This window comes from Rhodococcus sp. 114MFTsu3.1 (assembly GCF_000383555.1).
Classification (GTDB): domain Bacteria; phylum Actinomycetota; class Actinomycetes; order Mycobacteriales; family Mycobacteriaceae; genus Rhodococcoides; species Rhodococcoides fascians_E.
In genome coordinates, this window is the sequence record NZ_KB911544.1 from 210,241 (window position 1) to 235,223 (window position 24,983).

Genomic DNA, 24,983 nt, shown 5'->3' on the forward strand with positions numbered 1-24,983 from the left:
GGTCACAGTTTTCCTTGTTCGGGGCCTGCGAGTCCAACGAGAAAGGGATTGGAGGCGCGTTCCTGGCCGATGGTGCTCTGCCCGCCGTGTCCCGGCAGCACCACGGTGGCGTCGTCGAGCGGCAGCAGCGTCGTCGCGATCGAGCGAAGCAACTGTTCGTGGTCACCTCCGGGAAGATCGGTTCTCCCGATGGACCCCGCGAACAGCGTGTCGCCGGTCAACGCGATCGCTAGTGTGCCGTCCGGTGTCTCGACGTCGATGGTGAACACGACCGACCCCTGCGTGTGGCCGGGCGTGTGAAGCACACCGAACTCGATGCCTGCCAGTTCGAGAGAGGTCCCACCGTTCAGGTCGACCACACGTTCGGGCTCGTGGAACTCCGCGTCGCCGAGCAGAGCGGCGAGGGTCGGGCCGGTGCCACGCAGTGGATCGGACAGCATGAACCTGTCCTCGTCGTGGATGTAGGCAGGAATACCGAACTTCTCGCACACCGGTTCCACGGACCAGGTGTGGTCGAGGTGACCGTGGGTGAGCAACACCGCTTCGGGAGTGAGCCCGGATTCGCCCAGAAACCGCAGGAGCGGTTCCGTCGCATCCTGCCCGGGATCCACCACGACGCAGTCCGACGAGCCCTCCTGGGCGAGCACGTAACAGTTCGTCTGAAACATTCCCGCCGGGAATCCGGTGACGAGCACAGCTGCCGCTCCTAGTTTTCGTACGCCAAGGTCCGTTCCACCCTAGTTGGACCGTGTCCACCTGCGTGTGCGCAGTCCGCCCCCGGAACGACGCCGCCATGCCAGTCGGAAACTTCTCAGGATGTAATGGCACACTCACTCACGGTCGGTTTCGGCTCGCCGACCGGCGGGAAGAGACGTAGGCCGAGCCGGCGGACGACACAAGCGGGAGGACACGCAATTGCCCAGCAACGAGCAGCGGCGCGAGGCAGCGAAGAGAAAGCTCGAGCGACAACTCGAACGCCGAGCCGAACGAGCGAAGAAGCGTAAACAGCTGACCATCGCCGGATCGGTGCTGGGTGTGGTGGTCGTGGTCGGTGCGGTTGCCGTCGTGTTCGCCCTCACTCGCGGCGGAGACGGGCCCGAGACGACGGCGTCGTCGACGCCCAACGGCGACACACTGATCGCCGACGGCCGCGCCGAGCCGCTCCCCGAGACCGTCGACTGCAGCTACCCCGCGGCCGCACAGCCCGCCGCGAAGGAGAACACTCCTCCGCGCACCGACGGCGTGCCGACGAGTGACGAAGCACTCAGCTACAGCATGGAGACGACGCAGGGCAACATCGGCCTGACGCTGAACAATCCGCAGTCACCGTGCACGGTGAACAGTTTCGTCTCTCTCGCCAACCAGGGCTACTTCGACGGCACGCAGTGCCACCGACTCACCACAGGCGCTGGTTTGCAGGTTCTGCAATGTGGCGATCCCGCAGGCACCGGCATGGGCGGACCGGGCTACCAGTTCGCCGACGAGTTCCCGGCCGATCAGTACGCCGAAGGCGACCCGGCCGCCGACGAGCCGATCAGTTACCCACGCGGAACGATCGCGATGGCCAACGCGGGACCCGGCACGAACGGCAGCCAGTTCTTCCTCGTCTACGGCGACTCCACGCTGCCGCCCGCCTACACGGTGTTCGGCACCATCGACGAGACCGGTCTGCAGACACTGGACAAGGTCGCTGCGGCGGGCGTCGAAGGTGGAGCCGCGGACGGCAAGCCTGCACTTCCGGTGGACATCACCAGTGTCGTGAGCGACCTGTGAAGCGCACGTTAGCGGTGCTCGCCGCGTCGGGCGCGTCCGTCCTCCTCGTGGCAGGTTGCTCGTCCGACAACTCCGGTACCGCAGCGACGACCGAGTCCGCGTCGGCCACGACCAGTGCCGCGGCCCCGACCACTCAGCCGCCGCTGGATCTGAGCCTGTTCGGAGTCCTCCCCCCGGTTCCTGCGCAGGAGGTGTCGAGCACCACCTGCGAGTACCCGGAGGCGACGCCCGCGATTCGCGAGAACACCGCGCCGCAGCAGTACGGAGTGTCCACCGTCGGGCTGGTCGACGTTGCGGTGACGACGAGCCAGGGCCCCATCGGCCTGTCGCTCGACCGCGCCGAAGCGCCCTGCACCGTCAACAGTTTCACGTCACTTGCCACGCAGGGGTACTTCGACGACACCGTCTGTCACCGGCTGACCACCACCGAAGGGCTACAGGTCCTGCAGTGCGGGGATCCGTCCGGACAGGGAAACCGTGGCCCCGGTTACGAGTTCGCCAACGAGTACCCGACGACGGCGTTCCCGGCCGGCGACGCGGCGCTGTCCAGCCCGGTCGTCTACCCCCGCGGCACCGTCGCCATGGCGAACGCAGGACCCGATACCAACGGCAGCCAGTTCTTCCTGGTCTACGAGGATTCCGTCCTTCCTCCGCAGTACACCGTCTTCGGAACCATCGACGACGCCGGACTGGCGACGCTGGACGCGGTGGCAGCGGCCGGAGTCTCCACACCGGGCAACGACGGACCACCCAACGCGGCGGTCACCGTCGAGTCGGTCGTCGCCGCTCAGTGACCGTGAGTGGAAATGTAGGTCCTGACCTACATTTCCACTCACGTGGGGGTCAGGCAGCCGACGTCAGGCGATAGACGTCGTACACCCCTTCGACGTTGCGCACGACGTTCAGGACGTGGCCCAGGTGCTTCGGGTCACCCATCTCGAAGGTGAACTTGCTGATCGCCACCCGGTCCCCCGATGTGGCCACGGACGCGGACAGAATGTTGACCTTCTCGTCCGCGAGTGCCTTGGTGACGTCCGAGAGCAGGCGATGCCGATCCAGCGCCTCGATCTGAATCGCGACGAGGAACACCGAGGATGCCGACGGGGCCCATTCGACGTCGATGAACCGTTCCGACTGCTCGCCCAGCGATTTCGCGTTGGTGCAGTCGGTTCGGTGGACACTGACCGACCCGCCGCGGGTGACGAACCCGAGGATTTCGTCGCCCGGCACCGGGGTGCAGCACTTGGCCAGCTTCGCGACGATCCCTTCGGTGCCGGACACCAGCACACCGGCGTCACCGACCTGACGCGGACGAGTCGGGATGGTGGACGGTGTGGACCGCTCCGCCAGTTCCTCTTCCACGTCTCCGACGCCGCCCAGGTGAGCAACCAACCGCTGCACCACGTGCTGCGCGGACACGTGACTCTCGCCGACCGCGGTGTACAGCGCCGAGACGTCGACGTAGCGCAGTTCGTGCGCGATCGTGGACATCGACTCGGCGTTCATCAACCGTTGCAGCGGTAGTCCGCCGCGGCGCACTTCTTTCGCGATGGCGTCCTTGCCCGCTTCGAGTGCTTCCTCGCGGCGCTCCTTGGCGAACCACTGGCGGATCTTCGTCTTCGCGCGGGGCGAGACGACGAAGCCTTGCCAATCGCGGCTCGGCCCGGCGGTGACGGCCTTCGAGGTGAACACCTCGACGACCTCGCCGTTCTCGAGCGTGCGTTCGAGCGCCACCAGCCGACCGTTGACGCGGGCTCCGATACAGCGGTGGCCCACCTCGGTGTGCACGGCGTACGCGAAGTCGACGGGACACGACCCCGCGGGCAGCGTGACGACGTCACCTTTCGGTGTGAAGACGAAGATCTCCTTGACGGCCAGGTCGTAGCGCAACGATTCCAGGAATTCGCCCGGATCCGCTGCCTCACGCTGCCAGTCGAGCAATTGGCGCATCCACGCCATGTCGTCGACCTCGGCGTTGTCGTTGCCGTGTTTGCCGCGCGTCTCCTTGTACCGCCAGTGCGCGGCGATGCCGAACTCGGCCGTGCGATGCATGTCCCTCGTGCGGATCTGCACCTCGAGCGGCTTGCCTTCGGGGCCGACGACCGTGGTGTGCAGCGACTGGTAGACGCCGTAGCGAGGCTGCGCGATGTAGTCCTTGAACCGGCCGGCCATCGGCTGCCACAGCGAGTGCACGACGCCCACGGCGGCGTAACAGTCGCGGATCTCGTCGCACAGAATGCGTACGCCCACCAGATCGTGGATGTCGTCGAAGTCGCGACCCTTGACGATCATCTTCTGATAGATCGACCAGTAGTGCTTGGGTCGTCCTTCGACGGCCGCACTGATGCGGGAGGCCGACAGCGACGCGTTGATCTCGGCGCGCACTTTTTCGAGGTACGTGTCGCGGGACGGTGCACGATCGGCGACGAGTCGAACGATCTCGTCGTACTTCTTGGGGTGCAGAATCGCGAATGCGAGATCTTCGAGTTCCCACTTGACCGTCGCCATGCCGAGACGGTGTGCGAGTGGCGCGATGACCTCGAGGGTTTCTTTCGCCTTTCGTGCTTGTTTCTCGGGCGGCAGGAAGCGCATGGTGCGCATGTTGTGCAGGCGGTCGGCCACCTTGATGACCAGAACGCGAGGATCGCGGGCCATTGCGATGATCATCTTGCGGATGGTCTCGCCCTCGGCCGCGGTGCCGAGAACCACCTTGTCGAGCTTGGTCACCCCGTCGACGAGGTGCGCTACTTCCTCACCGAACTCGTCGGTGAGTTGTTTCAGCGAGTAGCCGGTGTCCTCGACGGTGTCGTGCAGGAGAGCCGCGACCAGCGTCGTGGTGTCCATGCCCAGTTCGGCGAGAATGTTCGCCACCGCCAACGGGTGCGTGATGTACGGGTCCCCGGACTTGCGCATCTGGGTGGCGTGGCGCTCGTCCGCGACGTCGTATGCCCGTTGAAGCAACGCGAGATCCGCTTTGGGATAAAGCTCACGGTGCAGACTCACCAGCGGTTCGAGGACAGGCTTGACCGCGGCGTTGCGGCCGGCCGTGATGCGCCTGGCCAAGCGGGCGCGGACGCGTCGGGACGCGGACGTCGGGACGGCGGGTGCCGAGCCCTTTCCGACGACCAGCGGAGCGGAGTCCGGTGTCGCCTGCGGAGTGTCCGCAGTAGCCGCCTTTCCCGATTCCGATTCGGACGCAGGTCGATCCGGCAAGGGTTGGTCGAGGTAACGGGTCACAATGTTCGCCTCCTGCCGCGTGGTCTGCTCTCGTTCGCTTGGCTCATGGCCCCTCGGTCGACCGACACCGACCTCGGTTACGGATCTTCGACAACAGCAGTGTTCACCAACTTTAGTCCTCAGACCTGCCGAAGGCAGACAAGCGGGTAGCCCTCGCACTTGCCTCGACCCTCGAGGACCGCGATCTCGAGCGCGACCGCAGCACCGACGACCTCGGCGCCGCAGGCCCGCAACAACTCTGCGGTGGCCGCGATGGTGCCACCGGTGGCGAGGACGTCGTCGACGATCAGGACCTTCCGGCCCGAGATGTCGACGTCGGCCGGGATCTCGAGTTCCGCCGACCCGTATTCCAGTTCGTAGCTCTGCGCCACCACGGGTGGCGGGAGCTTGCCTGCCTTGCGGACCGCGAGAATGCCGGTGCCGAGTTCCAACGCGACACCCGCGCCCAGCAAGAAGCCGCGCGCATCGATTCCCGCAACGAGGTCGGCTCCCGAACCGGCCTCGGCCAGTGCCGCTACCACGGACTTCAGACCGTCTGGATCTGCGAACACCGGCGTCAGATCGGCGAACCGCACCCCGTCGACCGGGAAATCGTCGGCCCATCGGGTGAGTCGGTCGATGTGGTCCGACGCGATCGACGCTCTCTCTTCGGAAACTCTGTTCACCTGAGCAGTATCCAACGATCCATGTTCCACCCTGCACCCGCCACCGTCGGATTCACGACGACGTTGGTCATACCGTCCGCCACGGCCAACGTTCGAGGCTGGTTGAACAGTGGAAGCGAGGGCATCTCGTTCCAGAGGATCCGTTCCCCTTCGGTCGCGAGAGACAGCACGGTCCCATCCGACGGCGCCGTCGCCAGCTCGTTGACGATCGCATCGATTCTGCCGTTGGTGAATCCACCGACGTTGCTGCCGTTCCCGCTGTGCACGCTGTAGCGCGCCGCTTCCTCGGACACCGCTCCCGACGGTCCCGAGGCCGACGCAGTGGCTCCGAGAACGGCGTCGACCGCCCCCGTGCGTAGTGCACTCGGCGAGAAGTCCGGAGACCCTGCGTCGGTGACGGTTATCCCGGCGGGCGCGCATGCGGACGCGATGTCGGCGACGATCCGTGCGCGCCGTGGATCGGGTGCGAGGTAGCCGACTCGAACGGTGAGGCTGTCCAGATCGGCGTTGTTTCGCTCGGTCGTCGACGCCGCGACGTCCGCTTGCCGGTAACGGCCGTCCGCGGTGGCGGCCACCGGTCCGTAGAGCAGCGCGCTCGGACGGACGAGTCGGGAATCGACGACGGCCGAGCCGATGCCTGCGGACTCGTCGTATCCGGGGTGGCCGACGCCGTCGAACAGTTGCTCCCGCGGCACACACGCTGCGATTGCGCGGCGCGCAGCGGACGCCGCGAGCGAACCGCTCGTCGCGAACGTCAATTGCTCCACGCCGTGGGACGGAAAGTCGGTGCGCTCGAAGCCGTCCGATGGGATGTCGCCGCCTGCACCGTGATCGACGACCTCGAGGTCGCCCTCGGTTGCGCGTGCGGCGACGTCGGTTCCCTTCGGCCATACGACGATGCGGTCGGTCTCGGGCGGAACCCCCCACCACGACTCGTTGGCGACGAGTACGAGGCCGTCCTCCTGGGTGTAGGAGTCGACGCGGTAGGGCCCGTTGGACGGCAGCAGGGACGTGTCGATCTGTCCTGGAACGAGATTCCAGCCCGTGTTCCAGAACTCGGCGATCCTCCCGACGGCCGCGAGGTCGCCGGACAGGATCGGGTCGACGACATTGGGGACCCCGGCGACGCGAGCTGCCACATGGGAGGGCAGAAGATCGGTTGCGCCGAACAAGGACCGCCAGCCGTCGTAGTTCCGACCCGGACGGTAGACGACCGTGGCGTCCTTGCTTCCCGGGATGCAGTCGACTCGTTCGATGTCTCGGTATCCCGCGCTCGACGCAGCGTCGAACAGGGGCAGGTCGTTCTCCCCCGCCACGAAGCGCCCACTGTTCGCTGCCCATGTCAGCACCAGGTCGTCGCACGTCATCGGGACGCCGTCGGAGTACGTCGCCTGCGGCGCGATCGTGTACGACACCGTGAGGACGTCGGCCGGTACGACCGACACCCCGCCCACGTCGTTGTCCGAGAGCGCTTCGCCTTCGGGTCCGACGTAGCCGAAGCCGGTCTGGACCCGAGGGAACGCCTGCCGGGCCGCCGATGCGGCGCCGTCGACCGTATTGGCGTTGTACGTGGTCAATACCGTGTCGACGGCGTATCCGATGGACGGGACCTGGTCCTCTGCCGTCGAGCACCCTGCGAGAGCGCCTGCTGTGACGGCGACGACCGCCACCGCTGCCGTCGTCCGCGACCTCTGGACTCGCACGTTCATCAACGCCTCTTCTTGGCACGCTTTCCGGTAGGCCGCGAGCCCACCCGAGGGGTCACCGGCGCGTCGGGGACTGTGCCCGACCCTGCTACGACCGGAGTGTCCGACCCTACGCGCTTCGCGGCCTCGGCACGCTTGCCCAACACCTTCTTGGTGTGGGCCGCGACGGGACCCCACTTCTCCTTGATGGACACCAGCAACGGCGTCGCGAAGAAGATCGACGAGTACGCGCCGACGATCATGCCGACGAGCTGGACGAGCGCGAGGTCCTTGAGTGTGCCGACACCGAGCAGCCAGACGGCGACGACCATCAGCGCCAACACCGGCAGAACGCCGATGACGGTGGTGTTGATCGACCGCATCAGGGTCTGGTTGACGGCCAGGTTGGCCTGCTCGGCGTAGGTCTTCCGGCCCAGGTGAAGGATTCCGCGCGTGTTCTCCTCGACCTTGTCGAAGACCACGACGGAGTCGTACAGCGAGAACCCGAGGATGGTGAGGAGGCCGATGACCGTCGCGGGCGTGACCTCGAACCCGACGAGCGAATACACACCGGCGGTGACCAGCAGGTCGAAGAACAGTGCGGCGAGTGCTGCTATCGCCATGTCCCTCTCGTATCGGATCGCGATGTAGATACTGACGATGACAAGGAACACGACGAGCGCGATCAGTGCCTTCTGCGTGATCTGCCCACCCCATGTCTCGCTGACGTCGGAGAAGCTGATGGCGTTGGGGCTCGCCGTTCCAGTGCTGTCCACCGGCTGGAAGGCGTCGAACAGTGCAAGACGCACCTGGTCGACCTGTCCTGCGTCGAGTGCCTCGGAACGCACCTGCACCGTGGCAGCCGCGCCGGAGCCGACGGTCTGCACTGCTTCGGGGCCGAACCCGAGAGCGTCGGTGAACACCGTCTCCACCTGCTCGGAGGTGACACCGCCGTCGGCGGGAACCTGAATCTTGGTTCCGCCTTCGAAGTCGATTCCGAGGGTGAACCCCCGGAAGACCATGCTGAGCAGGCACACCAGGACGATCGCCGCGGTGAGGATGTAGTAGAACCGGCGCCTACCGACGACCTCGAACGCGCCCGTTCCCGTGTACAGCCTCGACAGCCAACCACGCGCGGGTTGCGCGCTCTGATCGACGCCGGAGTCCTGCAGCAGGACCGACCCGGTGCCCTCGGTGTTCTCGGATGAATCGGACATCTCAGGCCCCCTTCGTCGCAGCATCGGATGCGGATTTGCTTGCCATGGCACGTGCGGCGGCGCGCTTGCGTTCCTGCGCGATCTGCGCGACGGCGCCGAGCCCGTTCACGCCGGGCTTGGACCAGAACTTGGACTTCGACGCGAGGTAGACCAGCGGCCAGGTGACCAGGACGACCACCATGACGTCGAGGATCGTGGTGAGGCCGAGCGTGAACGCGAAGCCCTGCACCTGACCGACGGCCAGGGCGTAGAGCACCGCGGCGGCGATGAAGCTCACGGCGTTACCGGACAGAATCGTCTTGCGTGCACGCGTCCAGCCTCGCGGAACGGCGGATCGGAAGCTTCTGCCTTCCCTGATCTCGTCCTTGATGCGCTCGAAGAACACGACGAACGAGTCGGCCGTCATGCCGATGCCGATGATCAGACCGGCGATGCCGGCAAGGTCGAGGGTGAAGTTGATCCATCTGCCGAGCAGAACGAGAATTCCGTACACCATCGCACCCGCGAGCACCAGCGACAGTGCGGTGAGAAATCCGAGCGCACGGTAGTACACGAGGCAGTAGACCAACACGAGCGCGAGGCCGATCGCTCCGGCGAGCAGACCCGCTTCGAGCGAAGCCAGCCCCAGCGTCGCGGACACGGTCTCGGCTTCCGACGACGCGAAGGACAGCGGAAGCGATCCGTACTTCAAGGTGTTCGCGAGGTCCGATGCACCTTGGGCGGTGAACTGTCCGGTGATGGACGTTGCGCTACCGGCCGGCGTCGCGCCCTGGATCACCGGCGCGCTGACGACCTTGGAGTCGAGCGTGAACGCAGCCTGGCTGCCGATGTTGGCTCCGGTGAACTGCGCCCACGTGTTGCTGCCTTCGGAATCGAAGCTCAGGCTGACCTCGTGACGCGACTGCTGGGAGTTGAATCCGGAGGTCGCATCGGAGATCTGCTGACCGTCGATGATGCTCGGCCCGAGGACGTACACGGCGGCACCGTCGGTGGAGCATGCGACCAACGGCAAGGCCGGGTCGTCGTTGCCCTGCAACGGGTCGGGAGCGTTGCAGTCGATCGTCGCGAGGGCAGCCTGCTGGACCTGAGGGTCCTCGCTCTGACGAAGCGCCTTCGCCTCGGCGATCTGGTCGGCGGCCTGCTCGGCCTCGGTGCCCGCGGGCTCGTCCGCAGCCGGGTCCTCCGCAGCAGGATCCTCGGCGGGGTCGGCGGGTGTGGGCGCGGGTGTCGGATCGACCGCGCTGGGATCCTGTGCCGGGAACGGGCGACCCTGAGGCACCGCATCTCCGGACGGCGCAGGAGTGTCGGCAGCGGGCGTCTCGGCGGGTGTTCCACCTGCCGGGGCCTGCTCGGTTCCTCCCGCGGGGGCGCCTGCCGCGGGCTGTGCAGCTTGAATCACCGGGCGGATGAACAGCCGCGCGGTCTGGCCGAGAGTGCGTGCCTGCGAGCTGTCGTCACCGGGAACGGTGATGACGAGGTTCTCGCCGTCGATGAGCACCTCCGAGCCCGCGACACCGAGACCGTCTACGCGAGTGGTGATGATCTGCTGTGCCTGGATCAGGCTCTCACGGCTCGGCGCGCTGCCGTCCGGCGTCCGCGCCGTCAACGTGACACGGGTACCGCCTTCGAGGTCGATACCGAGCTTGGGCTCGGGGGACTTGTCTCCGGTGAAGAAGACCAAGGCGTACACAACGGCCATCAGGACGCCGAACACGGCGAGATAGCGGGATGGATGCACCGATCCGCTTGAAGGTGCCACGGTGTGTGATTCTCCTCTTGGCGTTTGAGGGTGAGGTGACGAGAGGTGACTCGCGGGAGGTTCAGGGCATACCGGGCGCCTGGACCCTTGCACGCGAAACCGCTGCCGGACCGTGTCCGACAGCGGCTGAGATCATCGCGAAGTCACTCCTTGTCGAGGCGACGCGTGCTCTGTTCGACGGTGTCGTCGGCGGAGGGCTGCGACGACACGGTCTTGTCGAGCGACGGTCCTGCACCTTCCACACCGGACAGGTCGTCGGGTGCGGTGATCGCGTCGCCTGAACGATCGTCGAACTCGTCGTCGGTCTCCGGTGGGAGAACCTCACGGACGACTGCCCGGGACCAGGTGGTGATGATGCCGTCGGCGATCTCGAGGTCGACGGTGTCCTCTTCCACCAGCGCGACGCGGGCGTAGAGGCCTGCGGTCGTCACGACCTCGTCACCGACCTTCAGCGAGTCCTGCAATGCCTGGGTGTCGGCGAGGACCTTCTTCTGCTTGCGCACGTTGAGGAACATCGGTACGAGCAGCGCCACGATCAGCAGCGGAAATAGCAGTTCCATCTTCTACGTCAGTCCTAAGAGGTGTCGTTGTTCTTGTCGTGTCGGCGTCCGATAGCGAGCGCGTCGCGCGCATTCGGAGTGCCGTGCGTCGGGTCCAGTGTGCCATTACCTCACTGCCGACTTGTCCGGCTCCTGAGCTTTGCCGGGCAATTACTCGAATAATCCCTGCTGAGCTTCGTTCGTTCGCACGGAAATACCGCCGATGGCGAGGTCCGGTGGGGGCACGAGACCGAGATGCTGCCACGCTGCTGCCGTCGCCACCCGTCCACGGGGAGTCCGTGCAACCATGCCCGCGCGTACCAGAAACGGCTCACACACTTCTTCCACCGTCGACGGTTCCTCTCCGACGGCGACCGCGAGTGTCGACACGCCGACGGGCCCGCCTCCGAAGCTCCGGATCAACGCGCTGAGAACCGCTCGGTCCAGCCTGTCCAGACCCAACTGGTCGACGTCGTAGACGACGAGCGCTTCCTGCGCCGTCTGTTTGGTCACGGTGCCGTCCCCACGCACCTCGGCGTAGTCGCGCACTCGGCGAAGCAGGCGGTTCGCGATACGTGGGGTACCGCGCGAGCGTCCGGCGATCTCGGCGCATCCTGCCGCGTCGATCGGCACGCCGAGGATGCCTGCCGAGCGCACGAGTATCCGCTGCAGTTCCTCGGGTTCGTAGAAGTCCATGTGCGCGACGAAGCCGAAGCGATCCCTCAGCGGTCCGGTGAGGGCGCCCGATCGGGTGGTGGCTCCGACCAAAGTGAACGGCGCGACTTCGAGAGGGATGGAGGTGGCGCCCGGCCCCTTGCCCACCACCACGTCGACACGGAAGTCCTCCATGGCGAGGTACAGCATCTCCTCGGCCGGGCGCGCGATTCGGTGGATCTCGTCGATGAACAGCACGTCGCCCTCGACGAGGTTGCTGAGCATGGCGGCGAGATCACCTGCCCGTTCGAGCGCGGGCCCCGACGTCAGTCGCAACGACGTACCCAGTTCCTGGGCGATGATCATCGCCATCGACGTCTTGCCGAGCCCGGGTGGGCCCGACATCAGGATGTGATCGGGTGTGCCGCCACGAAGCTTCGCACCGGTCAGGACGAGTTGGAGTTGCTCACGCACTCGCGGCTGACCGATGAAGTCCGTCAGCGATTTCGGGCGCAGACTGGTCTCGACGTCGACGTCGTCCGCGGTGACCTCCGCGGTCACCTGTGAGTCCTCGAGGTCGGCGTCGTCGGTCATCTCGTCTTACCCAGGTACGCGAGCGCGGAGCGTAGCGCAGCCGACGTCGACGCGTCGGGCTGAGCGGCCAGTACGGATGCTGTCGCGTCCTCGGCTTGTTTGACCGCGAATCCGAGTCCGGTGAGGGCTTCGACGATCTGATCGTGCACCGCGCCGCCGCTCGCGCCTGCGGTCGGCGTCGCGGACGCTCCCCCTCCGCCGACGATGGCGTCGACCTTGTCCCGCAGTTCGACGACCATCCGTTCGGCACCGCGTTTTCCGATCCCGGGTACACGCGTCAACGCAGTGACGTTGCCGTCCGCCAAGGCGGTCCGCAACGCCGCCGGATCGAGCACGGCGAGGGTGGCCATCGCGATACGAGGCCCGACACCGGACACCGTCAGCAACAGTACGAACAGGTCCCGTGACTCGGTGTCCGAGAACCCGTAGAGGGTCATCGAGTCCTCGCGGACGATCATGGTCGTCAGCAGTCTGGACTCGGATCCCCGAGTCAACGACGCGAGTGTCGAGGGTGTCGCGTTGACTCGATATCCGACCCCGGACGCTTCGAGGACTGCGTGGTCGAGCGCGATGTCCAGTACTTCCCCGCGGATGGATGCGATCATCCGACGCCCGCCTCTCCGACAGCCCGAGCCGCTACGGCTCGGGCGCTCTTCTTCGCCGCGGCTGTCCGTGCTTTACGCTCCTCGGCCAGCCGTACCTCGTACTTGCGCCGCTGTTCTTTGGCCATCGCCTCGGCCTTCGCCATCCTCGCGATCATCGGCGCGCGCCAGCAGTGACAGATACCCAGAGCGAGAGCATCGGCCGCGTCGGCGGGAGTCGGTGCGGTCTGCAGTCCGAGAATCCGCATGACCATGGCTGTGACCTGCGCTTTGTCCGCACTACCGTTGCCCGTGACCGCGGCTTTCACCTCGCTGGGAGTGTGAAAGCAGACGTCGATGCCTCGGCGGGCTGCGGCGAGCGCGATCACTCCCCCGGCTTGCGCCGTGCCCATCGCGGTGCGCACGTTGTGTTGCGCGAACACGCGCTCGACGGCGACGACGTCAGGCTTATGAGTATCGAGCCAATACTCCGCGGCCTCGGAGATTCGGAGCAAACGCTGAGCCAGATCCATGTCCGCCGGAGTGCGCACGACATCGACGTCCAATGCGATGACACTGCGCCCCGAACCGCCCTCGATCAAACTCAACCCGCACCGGGTCAAGCCTGGGTCGACGCCCATCACTCGCACGTGTTCACCTTCCGCTTACGAACTGTTGTTCGATAGCGTAGCGGAGGGCAGGCCGAGCGGGCGTGTGCGACACCCGACCGGCCGCCGACGGGTCAGTCCTCGTCGAGTTGCGCGAGAACCTCGTCCGACAGTTCGACGTTGGAGTAGACGTTCTGAACGTCGTCACTGTCCTCGAGCGCGTCGATCAACTTGAACACCTTGCGTGCACCGTCGACGTCGACGGGAACGCTCACCGACGCCTGGAAGCTGGCCTCGGCCGAATCGTAGTCGATCCCGGCCTCCTGCAGCGCCGTTCGGACTGCAACGAGATCGGTTGGCTCACTGACGATCTCGAAGGTGTCGCCGTTGTCGGTGACTTCCTCGGCACCGGCGTCGAGAACCGCCATCAGGACGTCGTCCTCGGACTGACCGTTCTTCTCCAACGTCACCAGACCCTTGCGCGAGAACAGGTACGACACCGATCCCGGGTCCGCCATGTTGCCGCCGTTGCGGGTCATCGCCACCCGAACCTCGCCCGCGGCGCGGTTGCGGTTGTCGGTGAGGCACTCGATGAGCACCGCCACACCGTTGGGTCCGTAGCCCTCGTACATGATGGTCTGCCAGTCGGCGCCGCCGGCTTCCTCGCCCGCGCCGCGCTTGCGCGCACGCTCGATGTTGTCGTTGGGAACCGACGTCTTCTTCGCCTTCTGGATGGCGTCGAACAGCGTCGGATTACCTGTGGGATCGCCACCACCGGTGCGGGCCGCCACCTCGATGTTCTTGATGAGTTTGGCGAACGACTTGCCACGCTTGGCGTCGATCACCGCCTTCTTGTGCTTGGTGGTGGCCCATTTGGAGTGGCCGCTCATGCGATGGAGCCCCTTTCGTACTTACAACAAGTGTTCGTAGTTTACGCGTGCTCGACCGGCACCGACTCCATACACGTCCGCAAACGTGCGAACGTCGCCGCTCAGACCCCACGCACGAGGTCGACGAAGAGTCCGTGTACGCGACGGTCACCGGTGACCTCGGGATGAAAGCTGGTGGCCATGACGGGCCCCTGGCGCACCGCGACGACGCGACCCGCGGCGGGACCGTCGGGAACGGTGGCGAGGACCTCCACGCCGTCGCCGACGCGTTCCACCCACGGCGCTCGGATGAACACCGCGCGCAGGGGGTCGCCGTCGATTCCAGCGAACTCGAGATCGGTTTCGAAGGAGTCGACCTGACGACCGAAGGCATTGCGCCGCACGGTGATGTCGAGGGCGTCGAGATGCTGGGCGTCCTCTCTGGTATCGAGAACTTCACTCGCCAACATGATCATTCCCGCACACGATCCGTAAGCGGGTAGTCCGTCACGCAGCCGGGCACGCAGCGGTTCGAGCAGTTCGAAGACCGTCAGAAGCCTGCTCATCGTCGTCGATTCGCCGCCGGGAACGACGAGTCCGTCGACGCCGTCCAACTCCGCGGGCCGGCGTACCGCGACTGCCTCGGCGCCGCTCGAGCTCAGCGCAGCGAGGTGTTCTCGGACGTCGCCCTGCAACGCGAGTACACCGATGCGAGGCCCGGTCACCTGGGCTTGAACGGATCGGTGGCCGATTTCGTTCGATCCCGCTCGAAGCGCATCAGACCTTCCTGCACTACGGCGGCGACCATGCGACCCTGCCGGTCGAAAATTCGGCCCTGTGCCAGCGCACGCCCGAAGTCCGCGGACGGCGACGTCTGGTCGTACAGCAGCCATTCGTCGGCGCGGAACGGGCGCAGGAACCACAACGCGTGATCGAGTGACGCCGTCTGAGTCGCCACGCCCGGGTGTGGGACCTTCGCCGAGCCGATCAGGGTCATGTCGGACATGTACGCGAGCGCGCAGACGTGGAACACCTGATTGTCCGGCAACCGATCGCGGTAACGAAACCACACTCGCTGCTGGGCGGCGAGGCTCGGGTATTTCTCGGTCTGCTCATCGGGGACCTTGCGTATGTCCCATTCCTTCCACTCCTCGTAGAACGAATTGTCGAACTCCGGAAGGGTGCGCGGGTCCGGCAAGGTCTCCGGATCGACGACGCGGGGCATCGTGTCCTGGTGCGAGATGCCGTCGTCGTCGACGTGGAACGACGCGGACATGGTGAAGATCGCCTTGCCGTCCTGAATTCCGGTGACACGGCGCGTACAGAAGGACCTGCCGTCACGGATGCGCTCGACCATGTAGACGGTCGGCTCCGTGGGGTTGCCCGGCCGGATGAAGTAACCGTGCAACGAGTGCACGCGGTAGTCGTCGGCGACTGTGTTGACGGCCGACACCAGAGCCTGCCCGGCGACCTGCCCGCCGAACGTCCGCTGCAACATGCTCGGGAAGGTTCGACCACGGAAGATGTCGTTCTCGATACGTTCCAATTCGAGAATGTCCTCGATACTGGCCATTGTTCACCTCTCGTCGCTGCTGGTGAAGGCTAACAAGCGCGGAAACAGGCAAGATGAACCGGTGCCGAACCGAGACCTGCCGACGCCTGTGCCGATTTTCCCGGAACTACTCGCCCGGGCAGTGGCCGATCGAATTCCCCACGGCCGCCGCGCAATCGGTGTGATCGACGGCGTCGACGCTGCTGGTCCGGTCGATTTCGCCGGGACGGTCCGTGACCTCGTGGGCGCGTCCGGACGGCGTTGTGACGTGATCGATCTCCACGATTACGTGCGGCCCGCCTCACTGCGATTCGAGTACTCTCGGACCGACGAGTTGACCTATCGGACAGCCTGGTTCGACTTCGCCGCGGTGGAGCGTGAGGTCGTTGCCCCGATGCGTCCCGGAGGCCGAGGAACGTTCCTACCCCGGCTCTGGGACGAGGTGGCCGATCGGTCCGCGAGGGCGAGCCTCGTCGACGCGGCTCCCGACCATGTTCTGCTGATCGCCGGTCCGACGGCCCTCGGACGCATTCCCGATGCAGCGGTGACGGTGCACCTGAAGATCAGCGAAGCCACCATGCGGCGCCGGACCCCCGAGGCCGACGCATGGACGGTTGCACCGCTGCTCGAGTTCTACGACGAGGCACCGACTGCGGACGTCGTGGTCCGCTGGGATCACCCGGACCGGCCCGCGATACTCCAGGCCTGAGACGTCACCAGCCGCGTTCGGCCAAACGGTGAGCAACCGGAAGATCGTCGACGTTGATGCCCACCATGGCCTCACCCAGGCCACGCGAGACCTTGGCGAGGACGTCGGGGTCGTCGTGGAAGGTCGTCGCCTTGACGATCGCCTCGGCACGCTCCTTCGGGTTGCCGGACTTGAAGATTCCGGATCCGACGAAGACGCCCTCCGCACCGAGTTGCATCATCATCGCAGCGTCAGCCGGCGTAGCGATGCCGCCGGCCGTGAACAGGGTCACGGGCAGCTTGCCCGCACGTGCGACCTCCACGACCAGGTCGTGGGGAGCCTGAAGTTCCTTTGCCGCGACGTACAGCTCGTCTTCGGGCAGCGACGTGAGTCGGCGAATCTCGTCGCGGATCTTGCGCATGTGCGTGGTCGCGTTGGACACGTCGCCGGTACCCGCCTCGCCCTTGGACCTGATCATCGCTGCGCCTTCGGTGATCCGACGCAGCGCTTCGCCGAGATTGGTTGCGCCGCACACGAACGGGACGGTGAAGTTCCATTTGTCGATGTGGTTGGCGTAGTCCGCCGGGGTCAGCACCTCGGATTCGTCGACGTAGTCGACGCCGAGACTCTGGAGTATCTGCGCTTCGACGAAGTGGCCGATCCTCGCCTTCGCCATGACGGGGATGGACACCGCGGCGATGATGCTGTCGATCATGTCCGGATCGCTCATCCGCGACACACCACCCTGCGCGCGGATGTCCGCCGGAACACGTTCGAGCGCCATGACCGCCACGGCCCCTGCATCCTCGGCGATCTTGGCCTGATCGGCGGTGACCACGTCCATGATCACGCCGCCCTTGAGCATTTCGGCCATGCCGCGCTTGACGCGTGCTGTCCCCCGGCCGTTGTCTTCGACGTCTGATGCGGGAACGATGGGCGTACTCAAAGGACTCTCCTGCAGCTGAGGGAACACGGGACTACCTCGGAGCGAGGCGTGCCCGAGAGTAGACCGAACTGGCATTCGTTCCCATAGCCAGTCGAGAATTGCTGGACCCCTGACCGAGCGCTCCGTTCCGCCGTGTCCGTCGGCCTCAGCGGATAGCGCGTACGTCCGGTTCGGTTCTACGCGCAAGCACGATGTTGACCTCGTCGAGCAGTTCGGCGAGATCCTGCGGATACACCGTCTCGCCGATCGCCGCGAGTGACCTGATGTCGTCCTCGGTGCACCACTTGTGGCCCGTCACCGTTCGACGCTCGAAGTCGGTGAATCCCGAATGTTCGGGCTCGAACTCCTGAGTCCTCGACGCGAAGAACAGCTCCTCGGACCGCAGGAGCACTCCGTTGAACGGGAACGTGGCCACCCGCCGCCACATCGGCCCCTTCAACTCGGTCGACGCCACGCCCAGACCCGTTTCCTCCCGGACCTCACGGACAGCGGCCTCGCGGAGGTTCTCGCCGGACTCGACGGCGCCACCGATGGTGAACCAGAAATACACGTCGGGAACCGTCGGATCGTGGCCGCGCAGAAGAAGCACCCGGCCTCGTTCGTCGACGAGAACGACTCTCGCCGAGGTGCGCTGCACCGCTCGCCCCTCGGACCCGAAGGTGTCGGACGCCGACCGCTCGGCAATCTCGAAGTACGTCGGCAGGGGCGCAGTTCCGCCCAGGTGCAGTGCACGAACCGCCGCGGTCGTGCGCAGCGCCAACGTGTCTCGCACCGCATCGTTGTGGAACCTGCGCGCGATCAGCACCCGGGCTTCGGCGTCGGCGAGCTCGGCTACCAGTTGCGGGGGCAGATCGGCAGGATCGAGCGCCGCCAGCGCCACCGACACCGCGTTCTCGGCCGCCTCACGATGTGCGCGGTCGGCGCGTTCGGCGGCGTCGGCCAGCGCCGCCAATCGCCGACTGTCCTCCAGCTGGGCCCTGGTCGCCGACGCCACGGCTCTGGCCACCACGGCGCGGCGCGCCAGTGCGGAGTCGAGCGACTGCCACGACAGGTCCGAGCGGACGTGCAGCCGATCGAGGCGGTTGGCCGTCGCGTAGGCCCACAGCCCGATCACCAGGACCAGTACCGCGACGAGACCGACGATCAGAATCGTCAACGCGGACAGTGTCATCAGCTCGCCGCCCGCACTTTCTGTCCCCCGACGGTCACGGTCTCGTAGACCCGCATGATCTGCTCGGCGACGACCGGCCAATCGTATTCCGCCACAGCCCGGGTCGCCGCCTGCACCACACGGTCCCTGACATCGTCCGAGGACAGCACCGCGTCGACGGCATCGGCGAGGGCGACGTCGTCGTCGATCGGCACCAACAGGCCGGCGGTGCCGTCGCGAAGGACCCGCCGGAACGCGTCGAGCTCACTGGCCACCACAGCGGTACCCGACGCCATCGCCTCCACGAGCACGATCCCGAAGCTCTCGCCGCCGAGGTTGGGGGCGCAGTACACGTCGGCACTCCGCATCGCCGACGCCTTCTCCTCGTCGTCGACCTGCCCGAGGAACCGCAGATGCGACGCTGCCGCGCCCGCTTCCTTTCGTAGTTTGTCCTCGTCACCGCGTCCGACGACGAGTATCTCGACGTCGGGGTGTCGCTCGACGAGTGTCGGAAGCGCGCGCAGCAGCACCGCCATGCCTTTGCGTGGTTCGTCGAAGCGGCCGAGGAACAGTACGGTGCCGCCGGCTCGGGGATACCCGGGAAGCAGCGTTGCGCGTCGGAAGGCCGGTACGTCGACACCGTTGGGGATTTCGACGGCATCGCTGCCGAGTGCCTCGACCTGCCACCGGCGGGCGAGTTCGGATACCGCGATCCGTCCGCTGATCTTTTCGTGGTAGGGACGGAGAACACCCTGAAACGTACTGAGTACCAACGACTTCGTGGTGGAAGTGTGAAAGGTCGCCACTATCGGGCCGTCGGCGGCCTTGAGTGCCAGCATCGACAGGCTCGGGGCATTCGGTTCGTGAATGTGCAGGACGTCGAAGTCGTTCTCGGCGATCCACTTCCGAATGCGCGAGTACGTGACCGGCCCGAACCGGAGCCTCGCCACCGAGCCGTTGTACGGAATGGCCAGGGCCTCACCCGCGGAGACGACGAAGTCGGGTAGTTCGGTGTCGTCGGACGCCGGTGCGAGGACGCTCACTCGGTGACCCCGTTCGATGAACACCTCGGCGAGCTGCTGCACGTGTGCCTGAACTCCACCCGGCACGTCGAAGGAGTACGGACAGACCATCCCGATCTTCACGTGCCCTCGATCCGTGCTCGCCGCGAATCGGACAGGTCGTCCATCCACAGAGGTTGGAGCATGTGCCAGTCGGCGGGATAGGTCGCGATGTTGTCGGCGAAGCGGTCGGCGAGCTGCTGCGTGGCGGTCTCGACTCCCTCGCCCACGTCGATGCGCGGTGAGATGGAGAAGCCCCAGGCATCGCCGTCGAAGTAGCAGTGCACGGGCAGCAAGTGCGCGCCTGTGTCGATCGCGAGGCGAGCCGGGCCCGCCGCCATTCGTGTCGGCTCCCCGAAGAACGTGACGGGCACACCGTGCCTGGCCAGATCGCGTTCGCTCAGCAGGCAGACGACTTTGTTCTCCCGCAGACGTTCCGACAGCGCCGCGAACGGCGGCACCTCCCCTCCGCTGAGCGGGAAGATCTCGAAACCGAGGCTTTCTCGGTAGGCCACGAACCGCTGGTAGAGCGATTCGGGTTTCAACCGTTCCGCGACGGTCGCGAAGGTGCCGTGAGTCCGTGCCAGCCACACACCGGCCATGTCCCAGTTTCCGCTGTGCGGCAGCGCGAGCACCGCGCCGCGACCGTCGGCGAGCGCAGCGTTCAGGTGTTCCTGGCCGTGGATGCTCGAATCGAGCGACGCCGCCAACTCATCGAGGTCCATCGATGGAAGGCGGAATGCCTCTCGCCAGTATCGGGCGTAGGAGCGCAACGACGCACGGATTAGCTCGTCGGGCACCTGGTCCGCTGTGGTGCCCAGCACGCGTGAGAGGTTTCGACGGAGTTGAGCCGGGCCGCCGCCCCGACGGGCCGCGACGTCCGCTCCGGCGTCGAACAGTCGGGTCGCCAGCCCGGCCGGAAGCGATCTCACCAGGCGCCAGCCCGCGGCGTACCCCGCGTCGCCGACGCGCTCGCCGAGAGTCACGGCGTATCGGTCTTCGCGTCGCCGTCGGTCGTGGCCGCAGGTTCCTTGCTGATGATGTCCCTGGCGCCCTCGGAGCGGCGCACGGCAAGCACTCGTTGGAACACCGTGACCACGCTGAGCACGGCGAGAACCCACATTGCCGGGTAGATGAGGCTGTCGAGCCAGGGAACGTCGTAGTGCCGACCGATTCCGGTCAGTCCTGCACCGACCAGAACGATGACCAGGCGGTCGGGCCGTTCGATCCATCCACCGTCCGCCGACAGACCGCTGGCTTCCGCGCGCGCCTTCGCGTAGGAGATGACCTGCGACGTCACGAGGCACACCAGAGTTGCGATCAGCAGCAGCTTGTCCTGCTCGCTGTACACCGCCCACCAGGCGAGGCCGGCGAAGATCGCGCCGTCCGCGACGCGGTCACAGGTCGCGTCGAGTACCGCTCCGTACTTCGTTCCGCCACCGCGTGCGCGCGCCATCGCACCGTCGAGCATGTCGAACAGCACGAACAGCGTGATCACCATCGTGCCCCAGAAGAGGTACCCGGCCGGGAACATCGTCACGGCGGCAGCCACCGTCACGACGGTGCCGATCAGCGTGACCGAATTGGGAGTCAGTCCGGTGGCGTTGAGCGCTCGACCGAGCGGTGCCGTCACCTTGGACATCGGAGTCCTACCGAGAATGCTCAGCACCGCGAACCCCCCTTTCGACGTATGTTCATTCGGCCCAGGCCGACGCCAGCAGAGCCCGCGTGTCACGCAGCAGCTGCGGCATGACCTTCGCTCCACCGACGACGGTGATGAAATTCGCGTCGCCGCCCCACCTGGGAACGATGTGCTGATGCAGATGCTCGGCCAACGATCCTCCGGCTGCCGCACCCAGGTTCAGTCCGACGTTGAAACCGTGCGGGTTGGACACGCGCTTGATGGTCCTGATGGCGTGCTGAGTGAACGACATGAGCTCGGCGCTCTCGGCGGGCGTCAGATCCTCCAACGCAGCGACGCGCCGGTACGGGACGACCATCGTGTGCCCGGGGTTGTACGGGTAGAGGTTGAGCACCGCGTACACCTGCTCGCCTCGCGCGACCACGAGCCCGTCCTCGTCGCTCATCTTCGGAATGTCCGAGAACGGTTCGCTGGACTTGCTGTTCTCACCGGGAGCTTCGGTGATGTAGGACATGCGGTGCGGCGTCCACAGACGTTGGAGTCGATCGGGGTCACCGAAACCGGTGTCGACGATCGCCGCGTCCTTGTCGGGCATGGTCAGCTCACTCCTGAGGTCTCGGCGACGAGGGTTGCGGTGGGAGATGCGTTGTTGCGCGAGCTGATCCAGTCCGCGATCAGCTCGACAGCTCGGTCGGTCGCGACTCCGTTGACCTGAGTGCCGTCGCGGAACCGGAAGCTGACCGCTCCGGCTTCCACGTCACGTTCGCCGGCGAGGAGCATGAACGGCACCTTCTGCGCGGTCTGGTTGAAGATCTTCTTCTGCATGCGGTCGTCCGACGCATCGACCTCTGCCCGAATTCCGCGCTTCTTCAGTTCGGCCACCACAGCGAACAGATGATCCTGATGCACCTCTGCCACCGGGATACCGACGACCTGCACTGGGGACAGCCACGCCGGGAACGCACCCGCGTAGTGCTCGGTGAGTACACCGAAGAACCGCTCGATCGAGCCGAACAGTGCTCGGTGAATCATCACCGGGCGTTCTTTGCTTCCCCCGGTAGCGGTGTACTCGAGCTCGAAGCGCTCGGGCAGGTTGAAGTCGAGCTGGATGGTGGACATCTGCCATGTCCTACCCAGTGCGTCCTTCGCCTGAACCGAGATCTTCGGGCCGTAGAACGCCGCGCCACCCGGATCGGGAACCAGATCGAGACCGGACGCGGCTGCCACCTCGGCGAGCGTGTTGGTCGCTTCCTCCCACACTTCGTCGCTGCCGACCGACTTGTCCGGGTTGCGAGTGGACAACTCCAGATAGAAGTCGTCGAGCCCGTAGTCCTTGAGCAGACCGAGAACGAATTCGAGCGTCGTGGTCAATTCGTCGCGCATCTGCGCACGAGTGCAGAAGATGTGGGCATCGTCCTGGGTCAGACCTCGAACGCGGGTGAGTCCGTGGATGACTCCGGACTTCTCGTAGCGGTACACGGTTCCGAACTCGAACAACCGCAAGGGCAGTTCACGATACGAGCGCCCCCGCGAGCGGAAGATCAGGTTGTGCATCGGGCAGTTCATCGGCTTGAGGTAGTAATCCTGGCCGGGTTTGCGCACAGCACCGCTCTCGTCGAGCTCGGCGTCGAGATGCATGGCCGGGAACATCCCGTCGCGATACCAGTCCAGGTGGCCGGACACCTCGTACAGGTGCCCCTTGGTGATGTGCGGGGTGTTGACGAAGTCGTATCCCTCTTCGATGTGCCTCTGCCGGGAATAGTTCTCCAGCTCGTTTCTGATGATGCCGCCCTTGGGGTGGAACACCGGGAGCCCGGATCCCAGCTCGTCCGGGAAGCTGAAGAGGTCGAGCTCCGACCCGAGCTTGCGGTGGTCGCGGCGCTCCGCCTCGGCCAGCAGCTCCAGGTGGCGATCGAGAGCCTCGGAAGATTCCCACGCGGTTCCGTAGATGCGCTGCAAACCGGCGTTGTCCTGGTTGCCGCGCCAGTAGGCGGCGGAACTGCGGGTCAACTTGAACGCAGGGATGTACTTGGTGGTCGGTATATGGGGGCCGCGGCACAGGTCGCCCCAGATTCGGTCCCCCGTCCGCGGATTCAGATTGTCGTACGCGGTCAGCTCGCCGCCGCCGACCTCCATGATCTCGGGATCGTCGATGCCGGACTTGTCGTTGACCAGTTCCAGCTTGTACGGCTCGTTCGCCAGTTCCTCTCGGGCCTGATCGATCGAGTCGTAGACGCGACGCGAGAATCGCTGGCCGGCCTTCACGATCTGCTTCATCTTCTTCTCGAGCGCGGTCAGGTCCTCGGGAGTGAACGGCTGCTCGACGTCGAAGTCGTAGTAGAAGCCGTCCTTGATGAACGGGCCGATGCCCAACTTCGCACCGGGAAACAGGTCCTGGACCGCCTGCGCCAGGACGTGCGCGGCGGAATGCCTGATGACACTGCGGCCGTCCTCGGTGTTCGCGGCCACCGGCTCGACCTCGGCATCACCGTCGGGAGCCCAGGACAGATCGCGAAGCTTGCCGTCGGCGTCACGCACGACGACGATCGCGTCAGGTCCCTTGTTGGGCAAGCCCGTGTCCCGAAGTGCCGTTCCGGCAGTCGTTCCGGCCGGCACCATGATGCGGGCGGGCGAGACGGCGGTTACGGGCATGGTCACGGCGATGTACTCCTTGGTCGATCCTCGCAGGGAAGATCCCGGTGTAAGTGGATAGCGGCGGTCGGTGAGACCGAGGACAGCCTATCGGCTCTCGGGTGCACGTTCGCCGTCACATCGCGGACGCGTCGTCACAGTGGACTGGACAGCCAACTCCAGTCGAGACCGAACCACCCGCCGATGAGCGAGAACGTACCGAGCAACCACAACGTCACCAGCACGACGGCCGTGGTCAGCAGTACACCGAGCCCTTTGACGAACACGGACTGGTGCGAGAACCACTCCATGAATCGGTCGTAGTGCTTGCGCGCGAACTTCAGGAGCCGATGCGCCCACGTGAATTCCGACGCGAGAATGCCGAGGCCCGCGAAGACGATCAGCCACCCGGGACCCGGATACGGAATCGCCAGGATTCCGAGCCCCAGCACGATCAGCCCGACCACGCCGACCGTGATTCGGTACGCGAGATCGAGAGTGGGATTGGCTCTGATCTTGGCACGGAACTGGCGTCGTCGTTCCGACACCCGGTCGAATACGCCGTCGTCGTGCGCGGTTTCGGCGCGATCGTCTGCAGTCACCGCATCAGGTTACCGGCGCGTGAGACAACACAAGCCCCACGCTCGGTGCGTGGGGCTTGGCGCGGGGGCTCGTTGTTTGCTTCCAGTGGTCCCGGCTGGGATCGAACCAGCGACCTTCCGCGTGTGAAGCGGACGCTCTTCCACTGAGCCACGGGACCGTCATCGTCCGACAGCGATGTACGCCTCTCGAACGAGGCAGAACATTAACATGCGTACCGCGGGATACTCGAATCGCCCTGTTCGTCGAGCGTTCCGTACAGACTCTTCCCCGTGTCGGCGCTCGCCCCCGACCCGACAGTGACGCCACTCGAGCAACCGACAGCGGCACTGACAAGGCGATTTGTGAGTTCGCCAGAAGTTGGTCTAGTGTTTTCACCGCACCACGGAGACGGTAACGGTTCCGCGGGGCACGCGGATGTGGCGCAGTGGTAGCGCATCACCTTGCCAAGGTGAGGGTCGCGGGTTCGAATCCCGTCATCCGCTCGAGGCTGGAACAATCTCAGGGCCGAATCAGCGAGAGCTTGTGCCGA

At 65.8% G+C, this 24,983-nt stretch carries 24 protein-coding genes and 2 tRNA genes; 4 read left to right on the forward strand and 22 right to left on the reverse strand.

The window, feature by feature from the left end; genetic code table 11:
• Nucleotides 1-2: 2 nt before the first annotated feature.
• Nucleotides 3-695: an MBL fold metallo-hydrolase gene (locus tag H292_RS0100930; RefSeq protein ID WP_019666418.1), complete on the reverse strand. Its 693-nt coding sequence runs from the start codon at nucleotides 693-695 to the stop codon at nucleotides 3-5.
• 220 nt (nucleotides 696-915) lie between these two features.
• Between H292_RS0100930 and H292_RS0100935 the strand changes: the two genes are divergently transcribed.
• Both H292_RS0100935 and H292_RS0100940 read left to right on the forward strand, forming a co-directional pair.
• The gene (locus tag H292_RS0100935; protein WP_019666419.1) at nucleotides 916-1,773 is read left to right on the forward strand and encodes a peptidylprolyl isomerase; all 858 of its coding nucleotides are present in this window, start codon (nucleotides 916-918) and stop codon (nucleotides 1,771-1,773) included.
• Entirely contained in the window at nucleotides 1,770-2,567 is a 798-nt protein-coding gene (locus H292_RS0100940; protein ID WP_027498532.1) for a peptidylprolyl isomerase, read from the forward strand. Before H292_RS0100935 ends, H292_RS0100940 begins: the two co-directional genes overlap by 4 nt.
• A 49-nt stretch (nucleotides 2,568-2,616) precedes the next feature.
• Here H292_RS0100940 and H292_RS0100945 read toward each other — a convergent pair whose 3' ends face one another.
• From H292_RS0100945 to H292_RS0101000, 12 genes are all read right to left on the reverse strand, one after another.
• Nucleotides 2,617-4,986, reverse strand: coding sequence for a RelA/SpoT family protein (locus H292_RS0100945; RefSeq protein WP_026347584.1), 2,370 nt, complete (start codon nucleotides 4,984-4,986; stop codon nucleotides 2,617-2,619).
• A 143-nt stretch (nucleotides 4,987-5,129) separates the two neighbouring features.
• Entirely contained in the window at nucleotides 5,130-5,675 is a 546-nt protein-coding gene (locus tag H292_RS0100950) for an adenine phosphoribosyltransferase (RefSeq protein ID WP_019663987.1), read from the reverse strand.
• The gene (locus H292_RS0100955; RefSeq protein WP_020110145.1) at nucleotides 5,672-7,384 is read right to left on the reverse strand and encodes an ABC transporter substrate-binding protein; all 1,713 of its coding nucleotides are present in this window, start codon (nucleotides 7,382-7,384) and stop codon (nucleotides 5,672-5,674) included. The genes H292_RS0100950 and H292_RS0100955 overlap by 4 nt, the downstream gene beginning before the upstream one ends.
• On the reverse strand, nucleotides 7,384-8,577 hold the full coding sequence (gene secF / locus H292_RS0100960) for a protein translocase subunit SecF (RefSeq protein WP_020110146.1): 1,194 nt from the start codon (nucleotides 8,575-8,577) through the stop codon (nucleotides 7,384-7,386). Before secF ends, H292_RS0100955 begins: the two co-directional genes overlap by 1 nt.
• 1 nt (nucleotide 8,578) lies before the next feature.
• Nucleotides 8,579-10,336, reverse strand: coding sequence for a protein translocase subunit SecD (secD, locus tag H292_RS0100965; protein ID WP_026347585.1), 1,758 nt, complete (start codon nucleotides 10,334-10,336; stop codon nucleotides 8,579-8,581).
• 143 nt (nucleotides 10,337-10,479) lie between these two features.
• Nucleotides 10,480-10,896, reverse strand: a complete 417-nt coding sequence (yajC, locus tag H292_RS0100970; RefSeq protein WP_019663991.1) for a preprotein translocase subunit YajC — start codon at nucleotides 10,894-10,896, stop codon at nucleotides 10,480-10,482.
• A gap of 150 nt (nucleotides 10,897-11,046) precedes the next feature.
• Nucleotides 11,047-12,123 carry a Holliday junction branch migration DNA helicase RuvB gene (gene ruvB, locus H292_RS0100975; RefSeq protein WP_020110147.1) on the reverse strand — a complete coding sequence of 359 codons (1,077 nt, stop codon included), beginning with the start codon at nucleotides 12,121-12,123 and terminating at the stop codon, nucleotides 11,047-11,049.
• Nucleotides 12,120-12,728: a Holliday junction branch migration protein RuvA gene (ruvA, locus tag H292_RS0100980; protein ID WP_019663993.1), complete on the reverse strand. Its 609-nt coding sequence runs from the start codon at nucleotides 12,726-12,728 to the stop codon at nucleotides 12,120-12,122. The genes ruvB and ruvA overlap by 4 nt, the downstream gene beginning before the upstream one ends.
• Nucleotides 12,725-13,354, reverse strand: coding sequence for a crossover junction endodeoxyribonuclease RuvC (gene ruvC / locus H292_RS0100985; RefSeq protein WP_027498533.1), 630 nt, complete (start codon nucleotides 13,352-13,354; stop codon nucleotides 12,725-12,727). Before ruvC ends, ruvA begins: the two co-directional genes overlap by 4 nt.
• Nucleotides 13,355-13,446: 92 nt before the next feature.
• Complete coding sequence (locus H292_RS0100990) at nucleotides 13,447-14,202, reverse strand: YebC/PmpR family DNA-binding transcriptional regulator (RefSeq protein WP_019663995.1); 756 nt, start codon at nucleotides 14,200-14,202, stop codon at nucleotides 13,447-13,449.
• A gap of 101 nt (nucleotides 14,203-14,303) precedes the next feature.
• Nucleotides 14,304-14,906, reverse strand: a complete 603-nt coding sequence (gene pdxT, locus H292_RS0100995) for a pyridoxal 5'-phosphate synthase glutaminase subunit PdxT (protein WP_020110149.1) — start codon at nucleotides 14,904-14,906, stop codon at nucleotides 14,304-14,306.
• Nucleotides 14,903-15,754: an acyl-CoA thioesterase gene (locus H292_RS0101000; protein WP_019663997.1), complete on the reverse strand. Its 852-nt coding sequence runs from the start codon at nucleotides 15,752-15,754 to the stop codon at nucleotides 14,903-14,905. Before H292_RS0101000 ends, pdxT begins: the two co-directional genes overlap by 4 nt.
• A gap of 121 nt (nucleotides 15,755-15,875) precedes the next feature.
• Here H292_RS0101000 and H292_RS0101005 point away from each other — a divergent pair, with 121 nt between their 5' ends.
• On the forward strand, nucleotides 15,876-16,442 hold the full coding sequence (locus tag H292_RS0101005; RefSeq protein ID WP_020110150.1) for a hypothetical protein: 567 nt from the start codon (nucleotides 15,876-15,878) through the stop codon (nucleotides 16,440-16,442).
• A gap of 4 nt (nucleotides 16,443-16,446) precedes the next feature.
• Here H292_RS0101005 and pdxS read toward each other — a convergent pair whose 3' ends face one another.
• From pdxS to H292_RS0101050, 9 genes are all read right to left on the reverse strand, one after another.
• Nucleotides 16,447-17,394: a pyridoxal 5'-phosphate synthase lyase subunit PdxS gene (gene pdxS, locus H292_RS0101010; protein ID WP_019663999.1), complete on the reverse strand. Its 948-nt coding sequence runs from the start codon at nucleotides 17,392-17,394 to the stop codon at nucleotides 16,447-16,449.
• A 118-nt stretch (nucleotides 17,395-17,512) separates the two neighbouring features.
• Nucleotides 17,513-18,538 carry an NUDIX hydrolase gene (locus tag H292_RS0101015; RefSeq protein WP_020110151.1) on the reverse strand — a complete coding sequence of 342 codons (1,026 nt, stop codon included), beginning with the start codon at nucleotides 18,536-18,538 and terminating at the stop codon, nucleotides 17,513-17,515.
• Nucleotides 18,538-19,662, reverse strand: coding sequence for a glycosyltransferase family 4 protein (locus H292_RS0101020; protein ID WP_020110152.1), 1,125 nt, complete (start codon nucleotides 19,660-19,662; stop codon nucleotides 18,538-18,540). The genes H292_RS0101015 and H292_RS0101020 overlap by 1 nt, the downstream gene beginning before the upstream one ends.
• On the reverse strand, nucleotides 19,659-20,564 hold the full coding sequence (locus tag H292_RS0101025; protein WP_020110153.1) for a phosphatidylinositol mannoside acyltransferase: 906 nt from the start codon (nucleotides 20,562-20,564) through the stop codon (nucleotides 19,659-19,661). The genes H292_RS0101020 and H292_RS0101025 overlap by 4 nt, the downstream gene beginning before the upstream one ends.
• Entirely contained in the window at nucleotides 20,561-21,247 is a 687-nt protein-coding gene (gene pgsA / locus H292_RS0101030) for a phosphatidylinositol phosphate synthase (RefSeq protein ID WP_019664003.1), read from the reverse strand. Before pgsA ends, H292_RS0101025 begins: the two co-directional genes overlap by 4 nt.
• A gap of 25 nt (nucleotides 21,248-21,272) precedes the next feature.
• Nucleotides 21,273-21,815: an HIT family protein gene (locus H292_RS0101035; protein ID WP_019664004.1), complete on the reverse strand. Its 543-nt coding sequence runs from the start codon at nucleotides 21,813-21,815 to the stop codon at nucleotides 21,273-21,275.
• Between the two features lie 2 nt (nucleotides 21,816-21,817).
• Nucleotides 21,818-23,872 carry a threonine--tRNA ligase gene (thrS, locus tag H292_RS0101040; RefSeq protein WP_094620658.1) on the reverse strand — a complete coding sequence of 685 codons (2,055 nt, stop codon included), beginning with the start codon at nucleotides 23,870-23,872 and terminating at the stop codon, nucleotides 21,818-21,820.
• A 134-nt stretch (nucleotides 23,873-24,006) separates the two neighbouring features.
• On the reverse strand, nucleotides 24,007-24,399 hold the full coding sequence (locus H292_RS0101045) for a TIGR02611 family protein (RefSeq protein WP_026347589.1): 393 nt from the start codon (nucleotides 24,397-24,399) through the stop codon (nucleotides 24,007-24,009).
• 140 nt (nucleotides 24,400-24,539) lie between these two features.
• A tRNA-Val gene (locus H292_RS0101050) sits at nucleotides 24,540-24,611 on the reverse strand.
• 253 nt (nucleotides 24,612-24,864) lie between these two features.
• Between H292_RS0101050 and H292_RS0101055 the strand changes: the two genes are divergently transcribed.
• Nucleotides 24,865-24,936 (forward strand) — tRNA-Gly (locus tag H292_RS0101055).
• The last annotated feature ends 47 nt before the right edge of the window (nucleotides 24,937-24,983 follow it).

Bases quoted from the DNA above. Each gene is read 5' to 3' on its own strand.
- H292_RS0101000 (WP_019663997.1), bottom strand. From the start codon at position 15,754: ATGGCCAGTATCGAGGACATTCTCGAATTGGAACGTATCGAGAACGAC.
- yajC (WP_019663991.1), bottom strand. From the start codon at position 10,896: ATGGAACTGCTATTTCCGCTGCTGATCGTGGCGCTGCTCGTACCGATG.
- thrS (WP_094620658.1), bottom strand. From the start codon at position 23,872: ATGCCCGTAACCGCCGTCTCGCCCGCCCGCATCATGGTGCCGGCCGGA.
- H292_RS0101015 (WP_020110151.1), bottom strand. From the start codon at position 18,538: ATGACACTGTCCGCGTTGACGATTCTGATCGTCGGTCTCGTCGCGGTA.
- H292_RS0100990 (WP_019663995.1), bottom strand. From the start codon at position 14,202: ATGAGCGGCCACTCCAAATGGGCCACCACCAAGCACAAGAAGGCGGTG.
- secF (WP_020110146.1), bottom strand. From the start codon at position 8,577: ATGTCCGATTCATCCGAGAACACCGAGGGCACCGGGTCGGTCCTGCTG.
- H292_RS0101035 (WP_019664004.1), bottom strand. From the start codon at position 21,815: ATGCCCGACAAGGACGCGGCGATCGTCGACACCGGTTTCGGTGACCCC.
- ruvA (WP_019663993.1), bottom strand. From the start codon at position 12,728: ATGATCGCATCCATCCGCGGGGAAGTACTGGACATCGCGCTCGACCAC.
- ruvB (WP_020110147.1), bottom strand. From the start codon at position 12,123: ATGACCGACGACGCCGACCTCGAGGACTCACAGGTGACCGCGGAGGTC.
- H292_RS0100955 (WP_020110145.1), bottom strand. From the start codon at position 7,384: ATGAACGTGCGAGTCCAGAGGTCGCGGACGACGGCAGCGGTGGCGGTC.